A 16898-nucleotide genomic window follows, 5' to 3' on the forward strand; every position below is an offset into this window, starting at 1 on the left:
TTTCGCTTGTCGCCTACGGACGATGGGCGTTCGACACCGCCGCATCCGTCGGCAGAGCCGAGCGGCGCATGGTCCGCTCGGCCCACGCCGCGAAGCCCCCGTAGAGGACGAGCGCCATGCACAGCAGCGCGACGAACCCCCACGCGGCGGGCCGTTCCCAGTGCATGTCGTCGCGGCGCACCAGGACCGCGAAGAGAAGGAACGCCAGGCTGACCAGCTGCGCCGCGTAGAGGGCCCGGTAGCTGCTCCATCGGCGATCCACGATCATGGCGACGTTGACGAATCCGGTGAGGCTGAGGATCGCACCGACGGTGCGGGCGGTCAGCGGCGTCAGATCCCAGCCCCAGAGTTCGATGAAGGCGGTAGGGACGACGAACATCGTCAGTCCCGTCACGGCGGCGATCGCACCGACCCCGACGAGGCACCATGCGAGCGGGGCCGGGATCTCCGTGTCGAGGGGTGCCGGCGTGCCGGGGTCGGCAGGGCGCTGAACGATCGCCGCCCACGCGACGAGGAAGGGGGTGGTGGCGTAGAGCGCCGCCCAGGCCACGAACGGAAGGTTCAGCGTGAACTTGTCCATGTGCAGAGCCGTCGCGATCCCGAGAAGGGTGGCGAACACGAAGACGGGCAGGAAGCCCCGGCGAACGCGGTGCCAGTCGCGGGTCAGGACGACGGCGGCGAAGAACACGATGCCGCCGACGTACGCGGCACCGAGCACCATCGCGGTGAGCGGCGGCGCGATCGGCCAGGCGAAGAACTCGGCCGTGCGGCCGGGAAGCAGGATCAGGATTCCGGCGGCGACCAGGAGGAAGGGCAGCAGCAGAACGGCCAGCCACCGAACGGGAAGCAAGATGCGGTCAGAGCCCGCGAGGGGCGGCCGTTCAGACTCGCGCATGATCGAGAACCTCCGCAATCGGCAGCGCGCGACCCCGGGCGGCCGCGGCGTCGAACTCGTCGCCCATGCCGGCGGAGCGGAGGGCTTCGATGGCCGGCCCGTGGAAGGAGAAGGCGGCGGCGTTGAACGATCCGGTTCGCTGCCGAAGCGACTCGGCAGCACCGGACAGCTCTCCCGCGCGCGCCGCGTCGCCGGCGCCCGCCGCGAGGGCGACGAGCCCCTCGAGCCCGTAGGCGACGCCCTCATCGTGGCCCAGGGATGCCGAGATCTCCAGTCCCCGAATGAAGTCGCCCTCGGCGCCGTCGACGTCTCCGCCCAGCAGGCGCACCCACCCCCGGTGGTTCAGCGCGATCGCCATGCCGAGCGGCTCCCCCTCGGCCGTCGCGAGATCGAGGCTCTCTTCGAAGCGGGATGCCGCGGCATCCACCTGCCCCGCCACGAGAAGCACCCGCCCCATCGTGACCAGCGACATGGCCTCGCCCCAGCGGTCCTGGGCGGCGCGGAAGCGAGTCAGGCTGCGCTCCAGCTCGGCGATCGCGCCCGGCACATCCGGAGTGGTGGCCGCGAGCCGGGCGAGGGCGGATGACACGCGCGCAAGGGCCTCGCCCGACGCGTCGCCGGATTCGCCGAACAGCTCGGCGCTCCGGGTGAGGCCTCCGACGAGGTCGACGTCCTGCTGCTGCCAGAACGCGATGGCCCGGGTGAAGTACAGCGCGATCGCCTCGGCGCGCGGAGAGAGCTGTTCGCCGCGGGCGGCCGCCTCATCCATCAGCCGCGTCATCCACGTGCGCACCTGCCCGAGCAGGCCGCCGAGCCAGAGGTAGAGCCAGAGCGACCACGCGAGATCGGTGGCGCTGTCCCACGCGGCCCGCTGAGTGAACCAGCCCACGGCCGAGGCGAGGTCGGCGCGCTGGATGTTGAGGGCGATCAGCCACCTCGCCTGGTCACCGCCCGCTCGGAGGCCGACTGCGGCGCTCCGGGCGAGGCCGAGGAAGTAGGCGGCGTGCGCGTCGCGGGCGGCATCCCACTCGTCCGGCGTGCTGAGCGCGGCCGAGTACGAGCGCACGGTGGCGAGCAGGCTGAACACGTCCTCGCCCTGCATGTCCCGCTGACGCACGAGACTCGACTCCACCAACGCGTCCAGCGAGTCCAGCGTGCCGTCGCCGACCAGCGCTTCGGCCGCCTCGAGGGTGAAGGGTCCCGTGAACACCGCGAGCCTGGCCAGAGTCGTCCGCGCCGAAGCCGGCAGCAGGTCGACGCTCCACTGGATCGTGCCGCTCAGCGTTCGCTGTCTCTCCGGCAGGTCCCGGGCACCACTGGAGAGAAGGCCGAGGCCGTCGGCCAGGCGCTCGAGGATGCTCTCGGGGGAGAGGCTGCGGACGCGCGCAGCGGCCAGCTCGAGCGCGAGGGGCACGCCTTCGAGCGCCCGGCAGATGCCCATCACCGCCGACACATTCGCCTCGGTCAGCTCGAAGTCGGGGCGGACCGCCCGTGCACGTTCGACGAAGAGCGCGACGGACGGCACGGCCGCCGCGGCGTGCGGCGACAGCTCGGCATCCATCGTCGGCACTTCCAGCGGCTGCACCTCGAATGTGCGCTCGGGCCGCAGGCGCAGCGGCGAGCGGCTCGTGACGAGCACCGTGAGGTCGGGCAGCGTCGAGATGAGCTTGATGACGACGGATGCCGCATCCAGCACGTGCTCCATGTTGTCGAGCACGAGCAGCAGCCGGCGCTGCGCCAGCGCGGTGAGGATCTTGTCCTGCAGCGGGCCGTCTCCTGAGTCCCGTACGCCCAGCTCGTGCGCGATGGCCGGCAGCACGAAGTCCGCGGAGCGCACCGCCTCGAGCGACACGAAGACGACGTCTCCCCCCTCCGCTGCCATTCCGCCGGCGATCTCGATCGCCAGGCGAGACTTGCCGATCCCGCCGGGTCCGGTCAGGGTGACCAGCCGAACGTCGCGTCGCTCGAGCAGCTCCCGGACGGTCGCGATGGCGCCGGCGCGTCCGACGATCGCAGAGAACGGGGCGGGAACATGACCCGCCGTGCCCCCGTCCTCCGGGGGCCTCTCCTCCGTCTCGGCGGACCGGCTCGCGTCGAAGCGCTCGGCGAGCATCACGGCGATGTCCGCGGTGATCAGCTCCCGCAGCTCGTCGGCGTCCGTGTACCTCTTGTAGGAGGTCTGATCGTCCTCACGCAGGCGGTCGAGCAGCTCCTCGAGGCGGGGCTCACGGCCGGGCGCCTGGTCCTTGACGTAGATCAGCTTCGGCAGGCCGGCGCTCAGGATGTACTCGTCCTCGAGGCCCGAAACCTCCTCACCCGGTGCCACCCAGCCGTAGCTCTCGCCGTAGATGCCGACGAAGATGTCGCTCTGCGCGAGGTATGAGCGATAGAGCGACCGGGGCGGGTGCGGCCGGGCGCCGAGCTCGAACATGATGGGTGCCAGATGCAGCGACTCGATCGCCTGGCGCGCCGCGCGTCGTTCGGTCTCCAGCTCTCGAAGAGTGGAACTGACGAAGACACGGATGCGCTGGTCGGGAGTGCGGATCGACACCGCAGGTGCGTCCATCTACGCAGTGTGGACCACGCAGGCCCGCCGCGTCCAGCCCGCCGTGCCGGTGGGCGTCTACGTGGGTGGCGCTGTCCACGAGAGCGACTCGATGTAGCGCAGCAGGACGCCTTCGCGCAGCGCCCACGGCGACACCTCGAGCTCGTCGACATCCATCGCCTTCATCGCCTGGTGCAGCACCACCGCGCCGGCGACGATCTGGAACGTGCGGTCGGGCGTGATCCCCGGCAGCTCCTGCCGCGCCTCCGCCGGGATGCGCGCGAGCCGGGGGATCCACGCCTTCAGTGCTGCCCGGGGCAGCACCATCCGCTCGATGCCCGACCAGCCGGGCATCGGGTAACCCGCGAGCTTGGCGAGGGAGCGGATCGCCTTCGACGAGCCGACGACATGGTCCGCACGGGGCTGCGACGCGAAGACGCGGGCGACGGGCGCGAGCAGCTCGGCCGCATGCGTTCGGAGTCCCTCGATCTGGGCCTCGCGCGGTGGATCATCCGGCAGGAACTCCACCGTCATCCGGCCCGCACCGAGCGGAACCGACTCGGCGACCGCGGGCAGCTCGTCCGAGCCCGCGGCCAGCTCCAGCGAACCGCCGCCGATGTCGAAGAGCAGGATCTGGCCGGCCGACCACCCGAACCATCGCCGCACCGCGAGGAAGGTGAAGCGCGCCTCCGTCTCACCCCCGAGCACCTGCAGCGGCTGGCCCAGCGCCGCCTCGATGCGAGCGATGACGTCCTCGCCGTTCGTCGCGTCTCGAACGGCGGATGTCGCGGTGGCGAGCAGCTCGTCGACCCCTTCCTTCGCGGCGACCTGCCTGGCGGCCGCGACGGCGGACTCCAGGCCCGAGACGCCCTCCTCGGTGATCGATCCGTCCGGCGCGAGGTAGCGCATCAGCCGCAGCACGGTCCGCTGGCTCGTCCGGGCGAGGGGACGCCCGCCCGGCAGCATGTCCGCCACGAGCAGATGGACCGTGTTGGAACCGATGTCGAGGACTCCGAGGCGCACGCGTCGACCCTATCGCGGGGCCCTCCCACCCTCGCGAAGGGACGCAATCTGCTGCCTGAGGGTCGGGGCTGTCGCATGTTGCGTCCCTTCGCGAGAGGACGCAATCTGCTGCTTGAAGCACGGGATTGGCGCAGGTTGCGTCCCTTCGCGAGGGAGAGGGGGGAGAAGTCCGGCGATACGATGGGCGCGATGTCCACCGCCGATTTCGGAATCCCCAGCACCTCCGTGCTCTCCCCCTATCGGGAGATCGATCGCGCCGACTGGGCGCGCCTCGCCCCCGAGGTCGAGCAGCCGCTGACCGAGACCGAGATCGTGCAGATCCGCGGGCTCGGCGATCGGCTCGACATGCTCGAGGTCGCCGAGGTCTACCGCCCCCTGAGCCGGCTGCTGAGCCTCTACGCCACAGCCACGAAGCGGCTCGGGGCATCCACCAGTGAGTTCCTGCGCGAGCCCGACACGACAACGCCCTTCGTCGTGGGTGTCGCCGGCTCCGTCGCGGTGGGCAAGTCCACGATCGCCCGTCTGCTCCGCGAGCTCATGAGCCGATGGTCCGACACCCCTCGTGTCGAGCTGGTGACGACCGACGGATTCCTCTACCCCAACGCCGAGCTGGAGCGGCGCGGACTGATGGACCGCAAGGGCTTCCCGGAATCGTACGACCGGCGCGGCCTGCTCGATTTCCTCACCGAGGTCAAGAGCGGCGCCCCCGAGGTGCGCGCGCCCTTCTATTCGCACATGCGCTACGACATCGTGCCCGACGCTCATGTCGTGGTGCGCAGGCCCGATGTCGTCATCGTCGAGGGGCTCAACGTGCTGGCCCCGCCGCCCACCCCGAACGACGTGTCGGTGGGCGACCTCTTCGACTTCTCCATCTACGTGGATGCCGAGACCGCCCACATCGAGCAGTGGTTCGTCGACCGCTTCCTGGCGTTGAAGCAGGGCGCCTTCGCCAACCCGTCGTCGTTCTTCAACGTGTTCGCGCACCTCGACGACGCGGAGGCCGCGCGCACCGCGCTCGGCTACTGGAACGACATCAACCTGCCGAACCTCCTCGAGAACGTGCTCCCGACCAAGCACCGCGCGACGCTGATCCTGCAGAAGGGCGCGAACCACTCCGTCGACATGGTGCGGTTGCGCAAACTGTAGGACCGGTTCCGAGCCACGGTCCCCAAGCATGTCAACGGGTCGACGCCTCGACAGGCTCGGCGACCGGCGGGTCTGCCCAGAGGTTCGTCCAGGGTCCTCGCATACCCTCCCGCTTAAGCTGGTCGCATGTGTGGAATCGTCGGATACGTGGGCCCTCGCGACAGCCAGGCCATCCTCCTCGCCGGCCTCGCCCGGCTCGAGTACAGGGGATACGACTCGGCGGGCGTCGCCGTCATCGACGGCAGCGGTGAGCTGGGCATGCGCAAGCGTGCGGGCAAGCTCAAGGTGCTGCGGGAAGACCTGATCGAGCACCCGCTTGCCGACGGCACCACCGGCATCGGTCACACGCGCTGGGCGACCCACGGCGGCCCCACCGACACCAACGCGCACCCCCACCTCGCCGACGACGACAAGCTCGCCGTCATCCACAACGGCATCATCGAGAACTTCGCCGAGATCAAGGCCGACCTGCTCTCGGACGGCTACACGTTCGTCAGCGAGACCGACACCGAAGCGGCCGCGATCCTGCTCGGCCGGGAGTACCGGGCCGCCGGGGGCGACCTCGAGGCCGCGTTCCGCGCCGTGGTCAGCCGCCTGGAAGGCGCCTTCACGCTGCTCGCGATGCACGAGGACCACCCCGGTCTGGTCGTCGGCGCCCGCCGCAACTCGCCGCTCGTGATCGGGCTCGGGGAGGGTGAGAACTTCCTGGGGTCGGATGTCGCGGCCTTCGTCGAGCACACGCGCAACGCGCTCGCCATCGGTCAGGACCAGATCGTCTCGATCACCCCGACCGGCGTGCGGGTGACCGACTTCACCGGCGCCGACGTCGAGGTGGAACCCTTCGAGGTGCTGTGGGATGCCGCGGCCGCCGACAAGGGCGGCTGGTCGAGCTTCATGGCCAAGGAGATCAGCGAGGAGCCCGAGGCCGTCAACAACACGATCCTCGGGCGCGTGCGCGATGGCCAGGTCGTGATCCCCGAGCTCGACGGGATGGACGAGCTGCTCACCGGCATCTCCCGCATCATCATCGTGGCGTGCGGCACCGCCGCCTACGCCGGCCTTGTGGGTAAGTACGCCATCGAGCAGTGGGCCCGGGTGCCGGTCGACGTCGAGCTCGCGCACGAGTTCCGCTACCGCGATCCCGTGATCGGCGACGACACCCTGGTGATCTCGATCAGCCAGTCCGGCGAGACGATGGACACGCTGATGGCCGTCAAGTACGCCAGGGAGCGCGGCGCGCGCACCCTGTCGATCTGCAACACTCAGGGCGCCACGATCCCACGGGAATCGGATGCCATCGTCTACACGCACGCCGGCCCAGAGGTGGCCGTCGCGTCGACCAAGGCGTTCGTCGCCCAGATGACGGCGCTCTACCTCTTCGGGCTGCACCTGGCTCGTGTTCGCGGGTCGATCTCGCCGACCGAGGGCGCGCAGCACGTGCTCGAGCTCGAAGGCATCCCGGGCAAGATCCGGCGGATCCTCGACGGCGAGCAGGGCCGCATCGAGCAGCTCGCGCATTGGATGGCCGACACCCGCTCGGTGCTGTTCCTCGGCCGCCATGTGGGGTACCCGATCGCCTTGGAGGGCGCGCTCAAGCTCAAGGAGCTCGCGTACATCCACGCGGAGGGCTTCGCCGCGGGCGAGCTCAAGCACGGTCCCATCGCGCTGATCGAACCCGGGCAGCCCGTCTTCGTCGTCGTGCCGTCTCCCCGGGAGTCCGCGGAGCTGCACCGCAAGGTCGTCTCGAGCATCGAGGAGATCCGCGCACGCGGCGCCCGCGTCATCGTGATCGCCGAGGAGGGCGATGTCGCAGTGCTGCCGTACGCCGACGAGGTTCTGCGCATCCCGCTCGCGGGTCCGCTCTTCGAGCCGCTGCTCGCGGTGGTTCCCCTGCACATCTTCGCGATGGGCCTCTCCACGGCCAAGGGCCTGGATGTCGACCAGCCGCGGAACCTCGCGAAGTCCGTCACGGTAGAGTAGCCGCGGCCCGCGCGGGCGGGAGGGGATGCGTGTGATCATCGGCATCGGCGTCGACCTCGTCGACATCTCTCGGTTCGAGCGATCGATCGAGCGCACCCCGCGGCTGCTGGAGCGGCTCTTCTCGCCGGGTGAACGCGCCCTCCCCGTGCGCTCGCTCGCCGCGCGATACGCGGCCAAAGAAGCGCTCATCAAGGCACTCGGCGGATCGGAGGGTCTGCACTGGTCCGAGATCGAGGTCACCCCGGAGGAGTCCGGGCGCCCGTGGTTCACGCTGGGCGGCTCGACCGCCGTCGTCGTCGCTGAGCGCGGAATCACCGTCATCCACCTGTCGATGACGCATGACGGCGGCTTCGCCGTCGCGTACGTCGTGGCCGAGGCGGCGGACGGGGCGCTGCTGTGACGCGGATGCCCGCCGGGGTCATGCGCGAAGCGCTGATCGACGTCTCCGCGATCACGGCGAACACGCGGCACCTCCGAAAGCTCACCGGCGCCGAGGTGATCGCGGTCGTGAAGGCGGACGGCTACGGCCACGGGGCCGCCCGCTCGGCGGTCGCCGCGCTCGAGGGCGGTGCGTCGCGCCTGGGTGTCGCCGACACCGCCGAGGGCATCGCCCTGCGCCGCGCGGGCATCATGGCCCCGATCGTCGCGTGGCTGCACGCTCCGGGGGCTTCCTTCGCCGAGGCCGCCTCGGTCGGCGTCGAACTGGGCATCTCGACGTTCGATCAGCTTCTCGCGGCCGCGGCCGCGGCATCCATGGATCGCCCCGTCGGCGTGCACCTCAAACTCGAGACGGGTCTGTCCCGCAACGGCATCGCGCCCGCCGATTGGGGCGTCGTGTTCGCGGAGGCGGCGCGGTTGGAGCGCATTGGCAAGGTCAGAGTCGTGGGGCTGTTCAGCCACCTCTCGAACGCGTCCGCCGACGACGATCGCGCTGCCCTGGCGGAGTTCGAACGCGGTGTCGCTGCGGCGGCCGCGGTCGGGATCGCCCCGCCCCTGCTGCACCTCGCGGCCACCCACGCGGCGATCGCGCTGCCCGAGACGCGCTTCGGCTGCGTCCGTATCGGCGTCGGCCTGTACGGGCTGTCGCCGTTCACGGACCGATCATCGGCGTCGCTGGGCCTCATCCCGGCGATGACGCTGCGCGGCGCGGTGGCGGCGGTTCGCCGAGTGCCGGCGGGTCAGGGGGTCTCCTACGGGTACGACCACCGCACCTCCGCGGAGTCCACGCTCGCGCTGGTGCCGCTCGGGTATGCGGACGGGGTGCCCCGGCAGGCGTCGGGGAGCGGTCCGGTGATGATCGGCGGATCCCGGTTCTCGGTTTCCGGACGCATCGCGATGGACCAGTTCGTCGTCGATGTCGGCGACCACCCGGTGGCCGTCGGCGACGAGGTCGTGCTCTTCGGCGACCCCACCCTCGGTCTGCCGGCGGCCGATGACTGGGCGGACGCCGCGCGGACGATCAATTACGAGATCGTCACGCGGATCGGACCACGCGTGGCGCGGAGGCAGGTGTCGTCGTGACCTCTTCGGGGCCTGCGGAGCTGGAGGGGCGACAGGTTCTGTCGACGGTGGATGACACGGAGGCGTTCGGCGAGCGGTTGGGGCGGATGCTGCGCCCTGGGGATCTCGTGGTGCTGACGGGTCCGCTGGGAGCGGGCAAGACGACACTGACGCGCGGAATCGCGGCGGGGCTCGGAGTGCGAGGTCCCGTGCAGAGCCCGACGTTCGTCCTCGCACGCACGCACCCGTCGCTGGTCGGCGGCGCTCCACTGGTGCACGTCGACGCCTACCGGCTGCGGTCTGCCAGGGAGCTGGACGATCTGGACATCGACTTCGACGGCTCGGTGGTGATCATCGAGTGGGGTCGCGACATGGTGGACGGGCTGCGCGACTCGTGGTGGGAGATCGAGCTGGAGCGCCCGGTCGGCGGCCGTGGCGCGGACACGGCGTGCGGGGGACCCACCCGCGTCGAGGTCGAACTCGACGCCGATGCCCCCCGGGTCGTGACGGTGTCGCGCCGACCGTAGGGTTCCGGCCTCCGGCGTCGCTGCGCTCCGCCCTCGCGGAGTCTCGGCCGGCGGGGGTCTCTGCTGGCGGGTTCCCGGCGGCGCAGCTGTTCTCTTTCGACGTACTCAAGTCTGCGTCTGCCCAAGCGCAGACTTGAGCGGTGCGTGGGCCAGCCTCGCGTCGGTGCAAGTCTGCGCGAACCTCAGCGCAGACTTGATATCGCGAATCGCCGACACCTGCGCCCGAGGGCCGACCACGCGAACGCCCGCCCGAGCGGGGCGACGGCCCGCACTACCCTTGAAGGGTGATCCTTGCCGTCGACACCTCGATCGGATCGACCGTCGTCGTGGTCGAGCCGAACGGCGTCGTGCGCGGCGCGGCCGTGAGCGAAACGCGACTCGGACACGCCGAGGCCATCGGCCTGCTGCTCGAGCGCGCGCTGGCCGAGGCATCCGCGGCGCCCGCCGACATCACTCATGTCGTCGCCGGCATGGGCCCCGGTCCATTCACCGGGCTGCGCATCGGCATCGCCGCCGCCCGTGTCTTCGCGCTCGCCAGGGGAGTGCCCATGATCCCCGTCGCCAGCCACGACGCGGCGGCCCTCGCCGCGACGACCGGTGCTGAGCGCGACATTCGTCGCACGCCGTTCGCCGTCGTCACGGACGCCCGGCGGCGCGAGATGGCCGTCAGCATCTACGACGGAGTCGACGACGACGGGATGCCCCACAAGCTGGAGGGTCCGCAGCTTCGCGCGGCGGGCACCGACGTCGTCGTCGACGAACTCACGCTCGAGGGGGATTCCCTGCAGGTCGTGACCTCGATCGACCCGTCAGGGCTGGGCCTGCTCGCGGCCCGGGCGGTCACGTCGCAGAGGAGCCTGCCGACATCCGAGCCCCTCTACCTGCGCGCCCCCGACGTGACGATCGGTCACGCACCCAAGCGGGTGGGCACATGAGCATCCGACTCGCGACACCGGCCGACCTCGAGCCCATCATGGCGATCGAGAACGCCTCGTTCCCCACCGACGCCTGGTCGCCGGCCATGATGCGGGAGGAACTGCGGAGCGCCCACGGGCACTACATCATCCTCGAGACGGCCGGGCGCATCGTCGGGTATGCCGGTCTTCGCGCTCCACGCGGGGCTGCGGATGCCGACATCCAGACCATAGCGCTCGCCGAGTCCGCCCGTGGCCGCGGCCAGGGTCGCCGACTGCTGCGCACGCTGATCGCAGAGGCGTCGGCGCGCGGCGCCCGCGACCTCTTCCTCGAGGTGCGCGTCGACAATCCGGTTGCCCAGGCGCTGTACGCATCCGAGGGCTTCACGGAGGTCGGGCGTCGCCCGCGCTACTACCAGCCCGACGACGTGGATGCGGTCGTGATGAAGCTCGATCTGCCGGCGTGGGCCGCGGCGCGGGCCCCGCGTGCGGAGGAGACCATGCACCTGAACCGCGAACCCCTCGTCCTGGGCATCGAGACGAGCTGCGACGAGACCGGCATCGGCATCGTCCGAGGGCGCACGCTGCTCAGCAACACGATCGCGAGCAGCATGGACGAGCACGCGCGCTACGGCGGGGTCGTCCCGGAGGTCGCTGCACGCGCACACCTCGAGGCCCTGCAGCCGGCCATCGAGGCGGCGCTCGCCGAGGCGCGGGTGGCGCTGAGCGACCTCGATGCGGTCGCGGTCACCAGCGGGCCCGGTCTGGCCGGCGCGCTCATGGTCGGCATCGGGGCCGCGAAGGCTCTCGCGGTGGCGCTCGGCAAGCCGCTCTACGCCGTCAACCACCTCGTCGGGCACATCGCGGCTGACATCCTCGACGCCGAGGCGCCGCCCCTGGAGTACCCGACCGTCGCCCTCCTCGTCTCCGGAGGGCACACGTCGCTGCTCCTTGTCCGCGACCTGACCAGCGACGTCGAACTGCTGGGCGAGACCGTGGACGACGCCGCGGGCGAGGCGTTCGACAAGGTCGCGCGGCTGCTGGGGCTGCCCTACCCTGGGGGCCCTCAGATCGACCGGGCCGCGGCATCCGGAGACCCCGCCTCGATCCGCTTCCCCCGCGGCCTCTCACGTGCCTCGGACATGGACAAGCACCGGTATGACTTCTCGTTCTCCGGTCTGAAGACCGCGGTGGCACGCTGGGTCGAGCAGCAGCCGGAGGGTGCGGAGATTCCCGTCGCCGACGTCGCGGCCAGCTTCCGCGAGTCGGTCGTCGACGTGCTCGTCACCAAGGCCCTCGACGCGTGCGCCCGCTACGAGGTGCCCCGGCTGCTGCTCGGCGGCGGGGTCATCGCGAACAGGCGACTCCGCGACGTGGCGCTCGAGAGGGCGGATGCTGCGGGCGTGACGGTCCGCATTCCCCCTCTGTCGCTCTGCACCGACAACGGCGCGATGATCGCCGCCCTCGCGTCGGAGCTCATCATGGCCGGCCGCGCGCCCTCGAGCCTCGGCTTCGGCGCCGATTCCACCTTGCCCGTGACGCAGATCCAGGTCGACGAGGCGGTGCCGGCATGAGCGGCTCAGCCATGAACGGCAGTGGCACGAATTGGGGGGGTGAGCGGCCCGTTCCACAGGAGCCGCCCACGCCGGATGTCGATCTCGACCACGCCGCCCGACCGGAGGCACGCGTCCCCGGCGTGCCCTCCGCGTCGTTCTCCCGGCTGCCGACCGGCCCGGTGGATGCCGTCACCGCCTCGCACGACGAACCCGATCCCACCGCGCCGTTCCCGCAGTGGATGGTCACGCCGCCGATCGCTCCGCACCGCGGCCTCGGGGCCTGGGGGCTCGGATTCTCGCTGACCGGGCTGATCTCCTCGTTCTTCGTCGGATGGGGTTTCCCCATCTCCGTCGTCGGCATCGTGCTCGCGGCGCTCGCGCTCCGCCGACCCCTCGAGAGCCGCCCCGTTGCGACCTGGGCGCTGGTGCTCGGCATCCTGGGCCTCGTCTACAGCGCCGGCTGGATGCTGTGGGCGGCCGCGCAGCTGAGGCTCTTCAGCTGACGCCTCTCGCCGTCAGCGAGCCACTCGGTCGGCGAGCACCGTCAGCCGGCGGTCGCCGATACGGGTGAGGATGAGCGTCCCGCGCTCGGGCCCGCGCAGCGACAGGCGCTTCCGCAGCACGGCCGGATCGACATCCACGCCCCTCTTCTTGATCTCCAGGGTCCCGATCTCCCGCGAGCGGAGCGCCTTGCCGAGCGCCTTCAGATCATTCGGCAGCACCTCCCGCACCCGGAAGGTGGACACGAACGGGCTCGTCACGGCCGCATCTCCGGTCAGATAGGCGATACCGGGCGAGAGCATGCCCGCCTCGAGCGCCCGCCCGACCTCGCCGATGAGGCGGGCGCGGATGACGGAGCCGTCGGGTTCATGGATGTACTCCCCGAGCTCTCGCGCTTCGACGTCGGGCGCGTCATCCGCCGCGGTCAGCTCTGTGGCGCTGTCGCCCCGGATCACGAGCGCCGCTCGGCGGATGCCGGGCCGCGCGAGGGATCCGAACCACAGCGCGAGCTCGACGACGGAGCCGTCGACGCTGACCCACTGCGCCTCCGCGTCGGCCGGAATGCGGGACCGGTCGAAACCGGGTCCGAGCTTCATGCCGAGCGGCCGGCTCGCGGCCAGTCCGAACGCCCACTCCACAGGGGGCGAGTAGTCCTCGCTGCGCGTGAGCCGGGTCGTCTCGGTATGCCCCGCCGTCCGCCGCGCCGGGTCGAGCCACACCCCGTCCCACGCCTCCAGGTCGACGTCCTCCGCCCTCGCGTGCCGCACCTCCGTCCCCGGCCGGAAGGGTGCGAGGTTGTAGGCGGCCATCGCGGCGGTGACCTCGTCGGCGTCGACGGCCAGCACGTCGATGCCGACGCCGCAGAATGCCAGGGCATCGCCCCCGATGCCGCTGCCGAGATCGGCGATCCTCGTGATGCCGGCGTCGCGGAAGCGGCGCGCGTGCAGCGCCGCGACCGGCAGCCGGGTCGCCTGCTCCAGGCCGGCCGAGGTGAAGAGCATCCGGTCGGCGAAGTCCCCGAACTTGACCCGGGCCCTCGCCCGCAGGCGCGCCTGGCCGACGACCGCCGACACGAGTTGGGGGGAATGCCCGGCCGCGCGCAGCCGCGACACCTCGTGCGCGACATCCGCCGTCGACCAGGCCTGATCCAGCAGGCGCAGCCCTTCGGGCGTGAGCAGCGCGGTGAGTTCGGCCATCTCCACACCCTCAGCCTACGGTCGTCTCTTCCGGCGATCGGGTCTCGACTGGCACTCGCGTTGCATGAGTGCCAGCGCTTGCCTAGACTGGCGTTAGCACTCTCGGGGTGAGGGTGCTAACAAGTCTTCCGTGTTCAGAAGCGTTAGAAAGAAGAGGTAGACCGTGTCGGTTTCCATCAAGCCGCTCGAAGACCGCATCGTCATCAAGCAGATCGAGGCAGAGCAGACCACCGCAAGTGGCCTGGTCATCCCCGACACCGCCAAGGAGAAGCCCCAGGAGGGCGAGGTCGTGGCCGTGGGCCCCGGCCGCATCGATGACAACGGCAACCGAGTTCCGCTGGACGTCGCCGTCGGCGACCGCGTGATCTACAGCAAGTACGGGGGCACCGAGGTCAAGTTCGGCGCCGATGAGTTCCTCGTGCTCTCGGCCCGCGACGTGCTGGCGGTCGTCGTCCGCTGATCACGCCCAGAGCGATGAAGGGCCCGGATGCTTCGGCATCCGGGCCCTTCTGTGTGTCCCGGCCGGGCGGCCAACGCGCGGGCGCATCGGACAGAACGCGGGGCCGAATGGCAGAGAACGGATGCCGGCCGGCATGCGGTTCGCGTCGCCCGCGTCGGCGCGCGGCATAGGCTGGACGAGTGTCAGCCGCCCGTCCCGACCCCGCGCGGGAGCGCATCCTCGGGGGCGTATACGCCTTCTGCGCGTATTTCCTCTGGGGCTTCCTGCCCCTGTACTTCCTGACGCTCAGCCCCACGGGCCCGTGGGAGATCGTTGCATGGCGCATCGTCTTCTCCCTGCTGTTCTGCATCGTGCTGATCGCGGTGCTGCGATCGTGGCGGCGATTCCGCGACATCGTCCGGCAGCGCCGCCTGCTGTTCTGGACCGCTGTCGCGGGCCTGCTGATCTACGTCAACTGGCAGGTCTTCCTGATCGGCACGCTCACCGGCCATGTGCTCGAGACGAGCCTCGGCTACTTCATCAATCCCATCGTGACGGTGCTGCTCGGCGTGCTCGTGCTTCGAGAGCGCCTGCGGCTCACGCAGTGGATCGCGATCGGCGTCGCGGCGCTCGCCGTTCTCGTCATCGTGCTGGGATACGGCACCTTCCCCTGGATCTCCCTCAGCCTGGCGGTGTCGTTCGGGCTCTACGGGCTCGTCAAGAAGCAGATCGGACCCGCCGTCGACGCGGTGAGCGGCCTCACCCTGGAATCGTTCTGGCTCCTGCCGATCGCGATCGTCCAGCTGATCGTGGTCGGCGCCACGACAGGGATCACGCTCGACGCGGCCGGCCCATGGCACGCGGTGCTGCTCTCGCTCGCCGGAGTGTTCACGGCCACGCCGCTGCTCTTCTTCGCCGCGGGTGCCCGCCGCGCGCCCCTCGTGCTGATCGGCCTGCTGCAGTTCGTGGCGCCCATCCTGCAGTTCGTGATCGGCGTGTGGCTGCTGGGTGAGCCGATGCCGCCCGAGCGGTGGGTCGGCTTCGGGCTGGTGTGGCTCGCGCTCACCGTGCTGACCGTGGATTCGGTCGTGTTCGCACGCCGGGCGCGGGGCGTCTCGGATGTGGCCGCGATCACCTGAGATGCGCCGGTGCGTTGCGGAAAAGTAACGATTCAGTCGCGTTACACATCGTTAACGAGACGCAACACTCGGGAGCCCGGTGCGAGGTTAGGGTAAACCTCATTGGGTCGGCGCCCGAGCCGCGCCCGCGTTCATTCACAGCAAGGAGCACTATGAGCGTCTTTTCCCGAGGCACTGCCTCACGCTCGCGCGTACGCGCGGCACTCGGCGGCATTGCGATCGCCGGCGTCAGCGTACTGGTCCTCGCCGGCTGCACGAGCGGCGGCGGCGGCGAGGCAAGCGAGCCGACCGAATCGGCAGGTCCCGTCGAGGATCTCGCCCTGACCATCGGAACGGCACTGCCCCAGACCGGCAACCTGGCCTTCCTCGGCCCGCCGGAGGAAGCGGGCGTCGCCTACGCGCAGTCGCAGATCAACGCGGCGACGGCCGACACCGGGCTCGAGCTCGAGGTCGTCTTCGGCGACTCGGGCAACACCGACAACAAGGCCTACGAGACCGAGATCCCGCGTCTGCTGGGTGAGGGTGTGTCGGCCATCATCGGTGCGGCATCCTCGAGCACGTCGTTGCAGTTCATCGACCAGGTCGTCGGTGCGGGCGTCATCCAGTTCTCGCCGGCCAACACCTCTGACGCGTTCACCACCTATGACGACAACGGGCTGTACTTCCGCACCGCGCCGTCCGACGTGCTGCAGGGCGAGGTGCTCGGCAACCTGATCGCCGAGGACGGCAACCAGACGCTCGGCATGATCGTGCTGAACGACTCGTACGGAACCGGACTCGCGAAGTACGTCACCGAGGCCTTCGAGGCCGCCGGCGGCGAGGTCGTCGCGGCCCCGACGTACAACACGGGTGACACGAGCTTCGACGCGCAGATCAGCGAGGTGCTCGCCGCCGCTCCGGATGCGATCGCGCTGATCACGTTCGACGAGGTCGTGACCATCCTGCCGAGCCTCATCGGTCAGTTCCCCGCCGACAAGTTTTACTTCGTCGACGGAAACCTGAAGAACTTCGAACCGGGACAGTTCCCCGAGGGCTCCCTCACGGGTTCGAAGGGCACCCTTCCGGGCCTGACGATCGACACCCTCGGTGAGTTCACCGATGAGCTCGACGCCTTCCTTGAGGAAGAGGGCACCCCGGCGCTCACGGACTACAGCTACGCGGCTGAATCCTACGACGCCACCATCCTCCTCGCGCTGGGCGCACTTGCGGCCGGCTCCACCGAGGGCGAGGCGATCGCCGGAAAGCTGCAGGAAGTCTCCGGCGGATCCGGCGACGGCGAGAAGTGCGAGACGTACGCCGACTGCGCAGCGATCATCGTGGGAGGCGGCACGGCCGACTACGACGGTATCTCCGGTCCGATCACCTTCGACGAGGTCGGCGACCCGACCGAGGCGTCGATCGGCATCTACGAGTACCAGGACGACAACACCTACGTCGCCTACGAGGGCTGAGCAGCACTCCTGATATGTAGTGCCTTCTTGTCAAGAGGGCATGGTGAGGCGCCGTCCGGGATGTCCCGGGCGGCGCCTCTTGCTTC

15 protein-coding genes and 1 pseudogene are annotated in these 16898 nt (G+C 70.3%); 12 read left to right on the plus strand and 4 right to left on the minus strand.

Going from position 1 to position 16898, the window contains the following annotated elements; translation table 11 throughout:
* Window positions 1–13 precede the first annotated feature (13 nt).
* Genes ACPW96_RS17760 through ACPW96_RS17770 form a run of 3 tightly spaced genes read right to left on the minus strand, consistent with a single transcriptional unit; the run spans window position 14 to window position 4463 of the window.
* Window positions 14–895, minus strand: coding sequence for a hypothetical protein (locus ACPW96_RS17760; RefSeq protein ID WP_425884592.1), 882 nt, complete (start codon window positions 893–895; stop codon window positions 14–16).
* Window positions 882–3461 (minus strand): DUF4062 domain-containing protein, encoded by a 2580-nt coding sequence (locus ACPW96_RS17765; RefSeq protein WP_425884593.1) that lies wholly within the window; start codon window positions 3459–3461, stop codon window positions 882–884. The genes ACPW96_RS17760 and ACPW96_RS17765 overlap by 14 nt, the downstream gene beginning before the upstream one ends.
* Before the next feature lie 57 nt (window positions 3462–3518).
* Entirely contained in the window at window positions 3519–4463 is a 945-nt protein-coding gene (locus ACPW96_RS17770; protein ID WP_425884595.1) for a Ppx/GppA phosphatase family protein, read from the minus strand.
* Window positions 4464–4652: 189 nt separating this feature from the next.
* On the opposite strand from ACPW96_RS17770, the gene coaA reads away from it, so the two are divergent.
* From coaA to ACPW96_RS17815, 9 genes and pseudogenes are all read left to right on the plus strand, one after another.
* Entirely contained in the window at window positions 4653–5609 is a 957-nt protein-coding gene (coaA, locus tag ACPW96_RS17775; RefSeq protein WP_425884596.1) for a type I pantothenate kinase, read from the plus strand.
* Between the two features lie 126 nt (window positions 5610–5735).
* Entirely contained in the window at window positions 5736–7589 is a 1854-nt protein-coding gene (gene glmS / locus ACPW96_RS17780) for a glutamine--fructose-6-phosphate transaminase (isomerizing) (RefSeq protein WP_425823255.1), read from the plus strand.
* A gap of 31 nt (window positions 7590–7620) precedes the next feature.
* Window positions 7621–7989 (plus strand): holo-ACP synthase, encoded by a 369-nt coding sequence (locus ACPW96_RS17785; protein WP_425823257.1) that lies wholly within the window; start codon window positions 7621–7623, stop codon window positions 7987–7989.
* Window positions 7990–7994: 5 nt separating this feature from the next.
* Window positions 7995–9110, plus strand: a complete 1116-nt coding sequence (alr, locus tag ACPW96_RS17790; protein WP_425823309.1) for an alanine racemase — start codon at window positions 7995–7997, stop codon at window positions 9108–9110.
* Complete coding sequence (gene tsaE, locus ACPW96_RS17795; RefSeq protein WP_425823259.1) at window positions 9107–9616, plus strand: tRNA (adenosine(37)-N6)-threonylcarbamoyltransferase complex ATPase subunit type 1 TsaE; 510 nt, start codon at window positions 9107–9109, stop codon at window positions 9614–9616. Before alr ends, tsaE begins: the two co-directional genes overlap by 4 nt.
* A 284-nt stretch (window positions 9617–9900) precedes the next feature.
* The gene (gene tsaB / locus ACPW96_RS17800; RefSeq protein ID WP_425884598.1) at window positions 9901–10551 is read left to right on the plus strand and encodes a tRNA (adenosine(37)-N6)-threonylcarbamoyltransferase complex dimerization subunit type 1 TsaB; all 651 of its coding nucleotides are present in this window, start codon (window positions 9901–9903) and stop codon (window positions 10549–10551) included.
* Window positions 10548–10964: pseudogene (gene rimI / locus ACPW96_RS17805) on the plus strand (ribosomal protein S18-alanine N-acetyltransferase); the annotation flags it as partial. The gene tsaB and the pseudogene rimI, both read left to right, overlap by 4 nt.
* A 72-nt stretch (window positions 10965–11036) precedes the next feature.
* On the plus strand, window positions 11037–12104 hold the full coding sequence (gene tsaD, locus ACPW96_RS17810; protein WP_425884610.1) for a tRNA (adenosine(37)-N6)-threonylcarbamoyltransferase complex transferase subunit TsaD: 1068 nt from the start codon (window positions 11037–11039) through the stop codon (window positions 12102–12104).
* Window positions 12101–12589 carry a hypothetical protein gene (locus ACPW96_RS17815; protein ID WP_425823263.1) on the plus strand — a complete coding sequence of 163 codons (489 nt, stop codon included), beginning with the start codon at window positions 12101–12103 and terminating at the stop codon, window positions 12587–12589. The genes tsaD and ACPW96_RS17815 overlap by 4 nt, the downstream gene beginning before the upstream one ends.
* Window positions 12590–12601: 12 nt before the next feature.
* Here ACPW96_RS17815 and ACPW96_RS17820 read toward each other — a convergent pair whose 3' ends face one another.
* On the minus strand, window positions 12602–13783 hold the full coding sequence (locus ACPW96_RS17820) for a class I SAM-dependent methyltransferase (RefSeq protein WP_425884600.1): 1182 nt from the start codon (window positions 13781–13783) through the stop codon (window positions 12602–12604).
* Between the two features lie 163 nt (window positions 13784–13946).
* On the opposite strand from ACPW96_RS17820, the gene groES reads away from it, so the two are divergent.
* The 3 genes from groES (at window position 13947) to ACPW96_RS17835 (ending at window position 16812) form a co-directional block, all read left to right on the plus strand.
* Window positions 13947–14243 carry a co-chaperone GroES gene (gene groES / locus ACPW96_RS17825; RefSeq protein ID WP_425823267.1) on the plus strand — a complete coding sequence of 99 codons (297 nt, stop codon included), beginning with the start codon at window positions 13947–13949 and terminating at the stop codon, window positions 14241–14243.
* Between the two features lie 179 nt (window positions 14244–14422).
* Entirely contained in the window at window positions 14423–15361 is a 939-nt protein-coding gene (rarD, locus tag ACPW96_RS17830) for an EamA family transporter RarD (RefSeq protein ID WP_425884601.1), read from the plus strand.
* A 152-nt stretch (window positions 15362–15513) separates the two neighbouring features.
* A complete protein-coding gene (locus tag ACPW96_RS17835) occupies window positions 15514–16812 on the plus strand; it encodes an ABC transporter substrate-binding protein (RefSeq protein ID WP_425823271.1) in 1299 nt (432 codons plus the stop codon).
* Window positions 16813–16898 lie beyond the last annotated feature (86 nt).

The organism is Micromonospora sp. DT81.3, assembly GCF_049847225.1.
GTDB lineage: Bacteria > Actinomycetota > Actinomycetes > Actinomycetales > Microbacteriaceae > Microbacterium.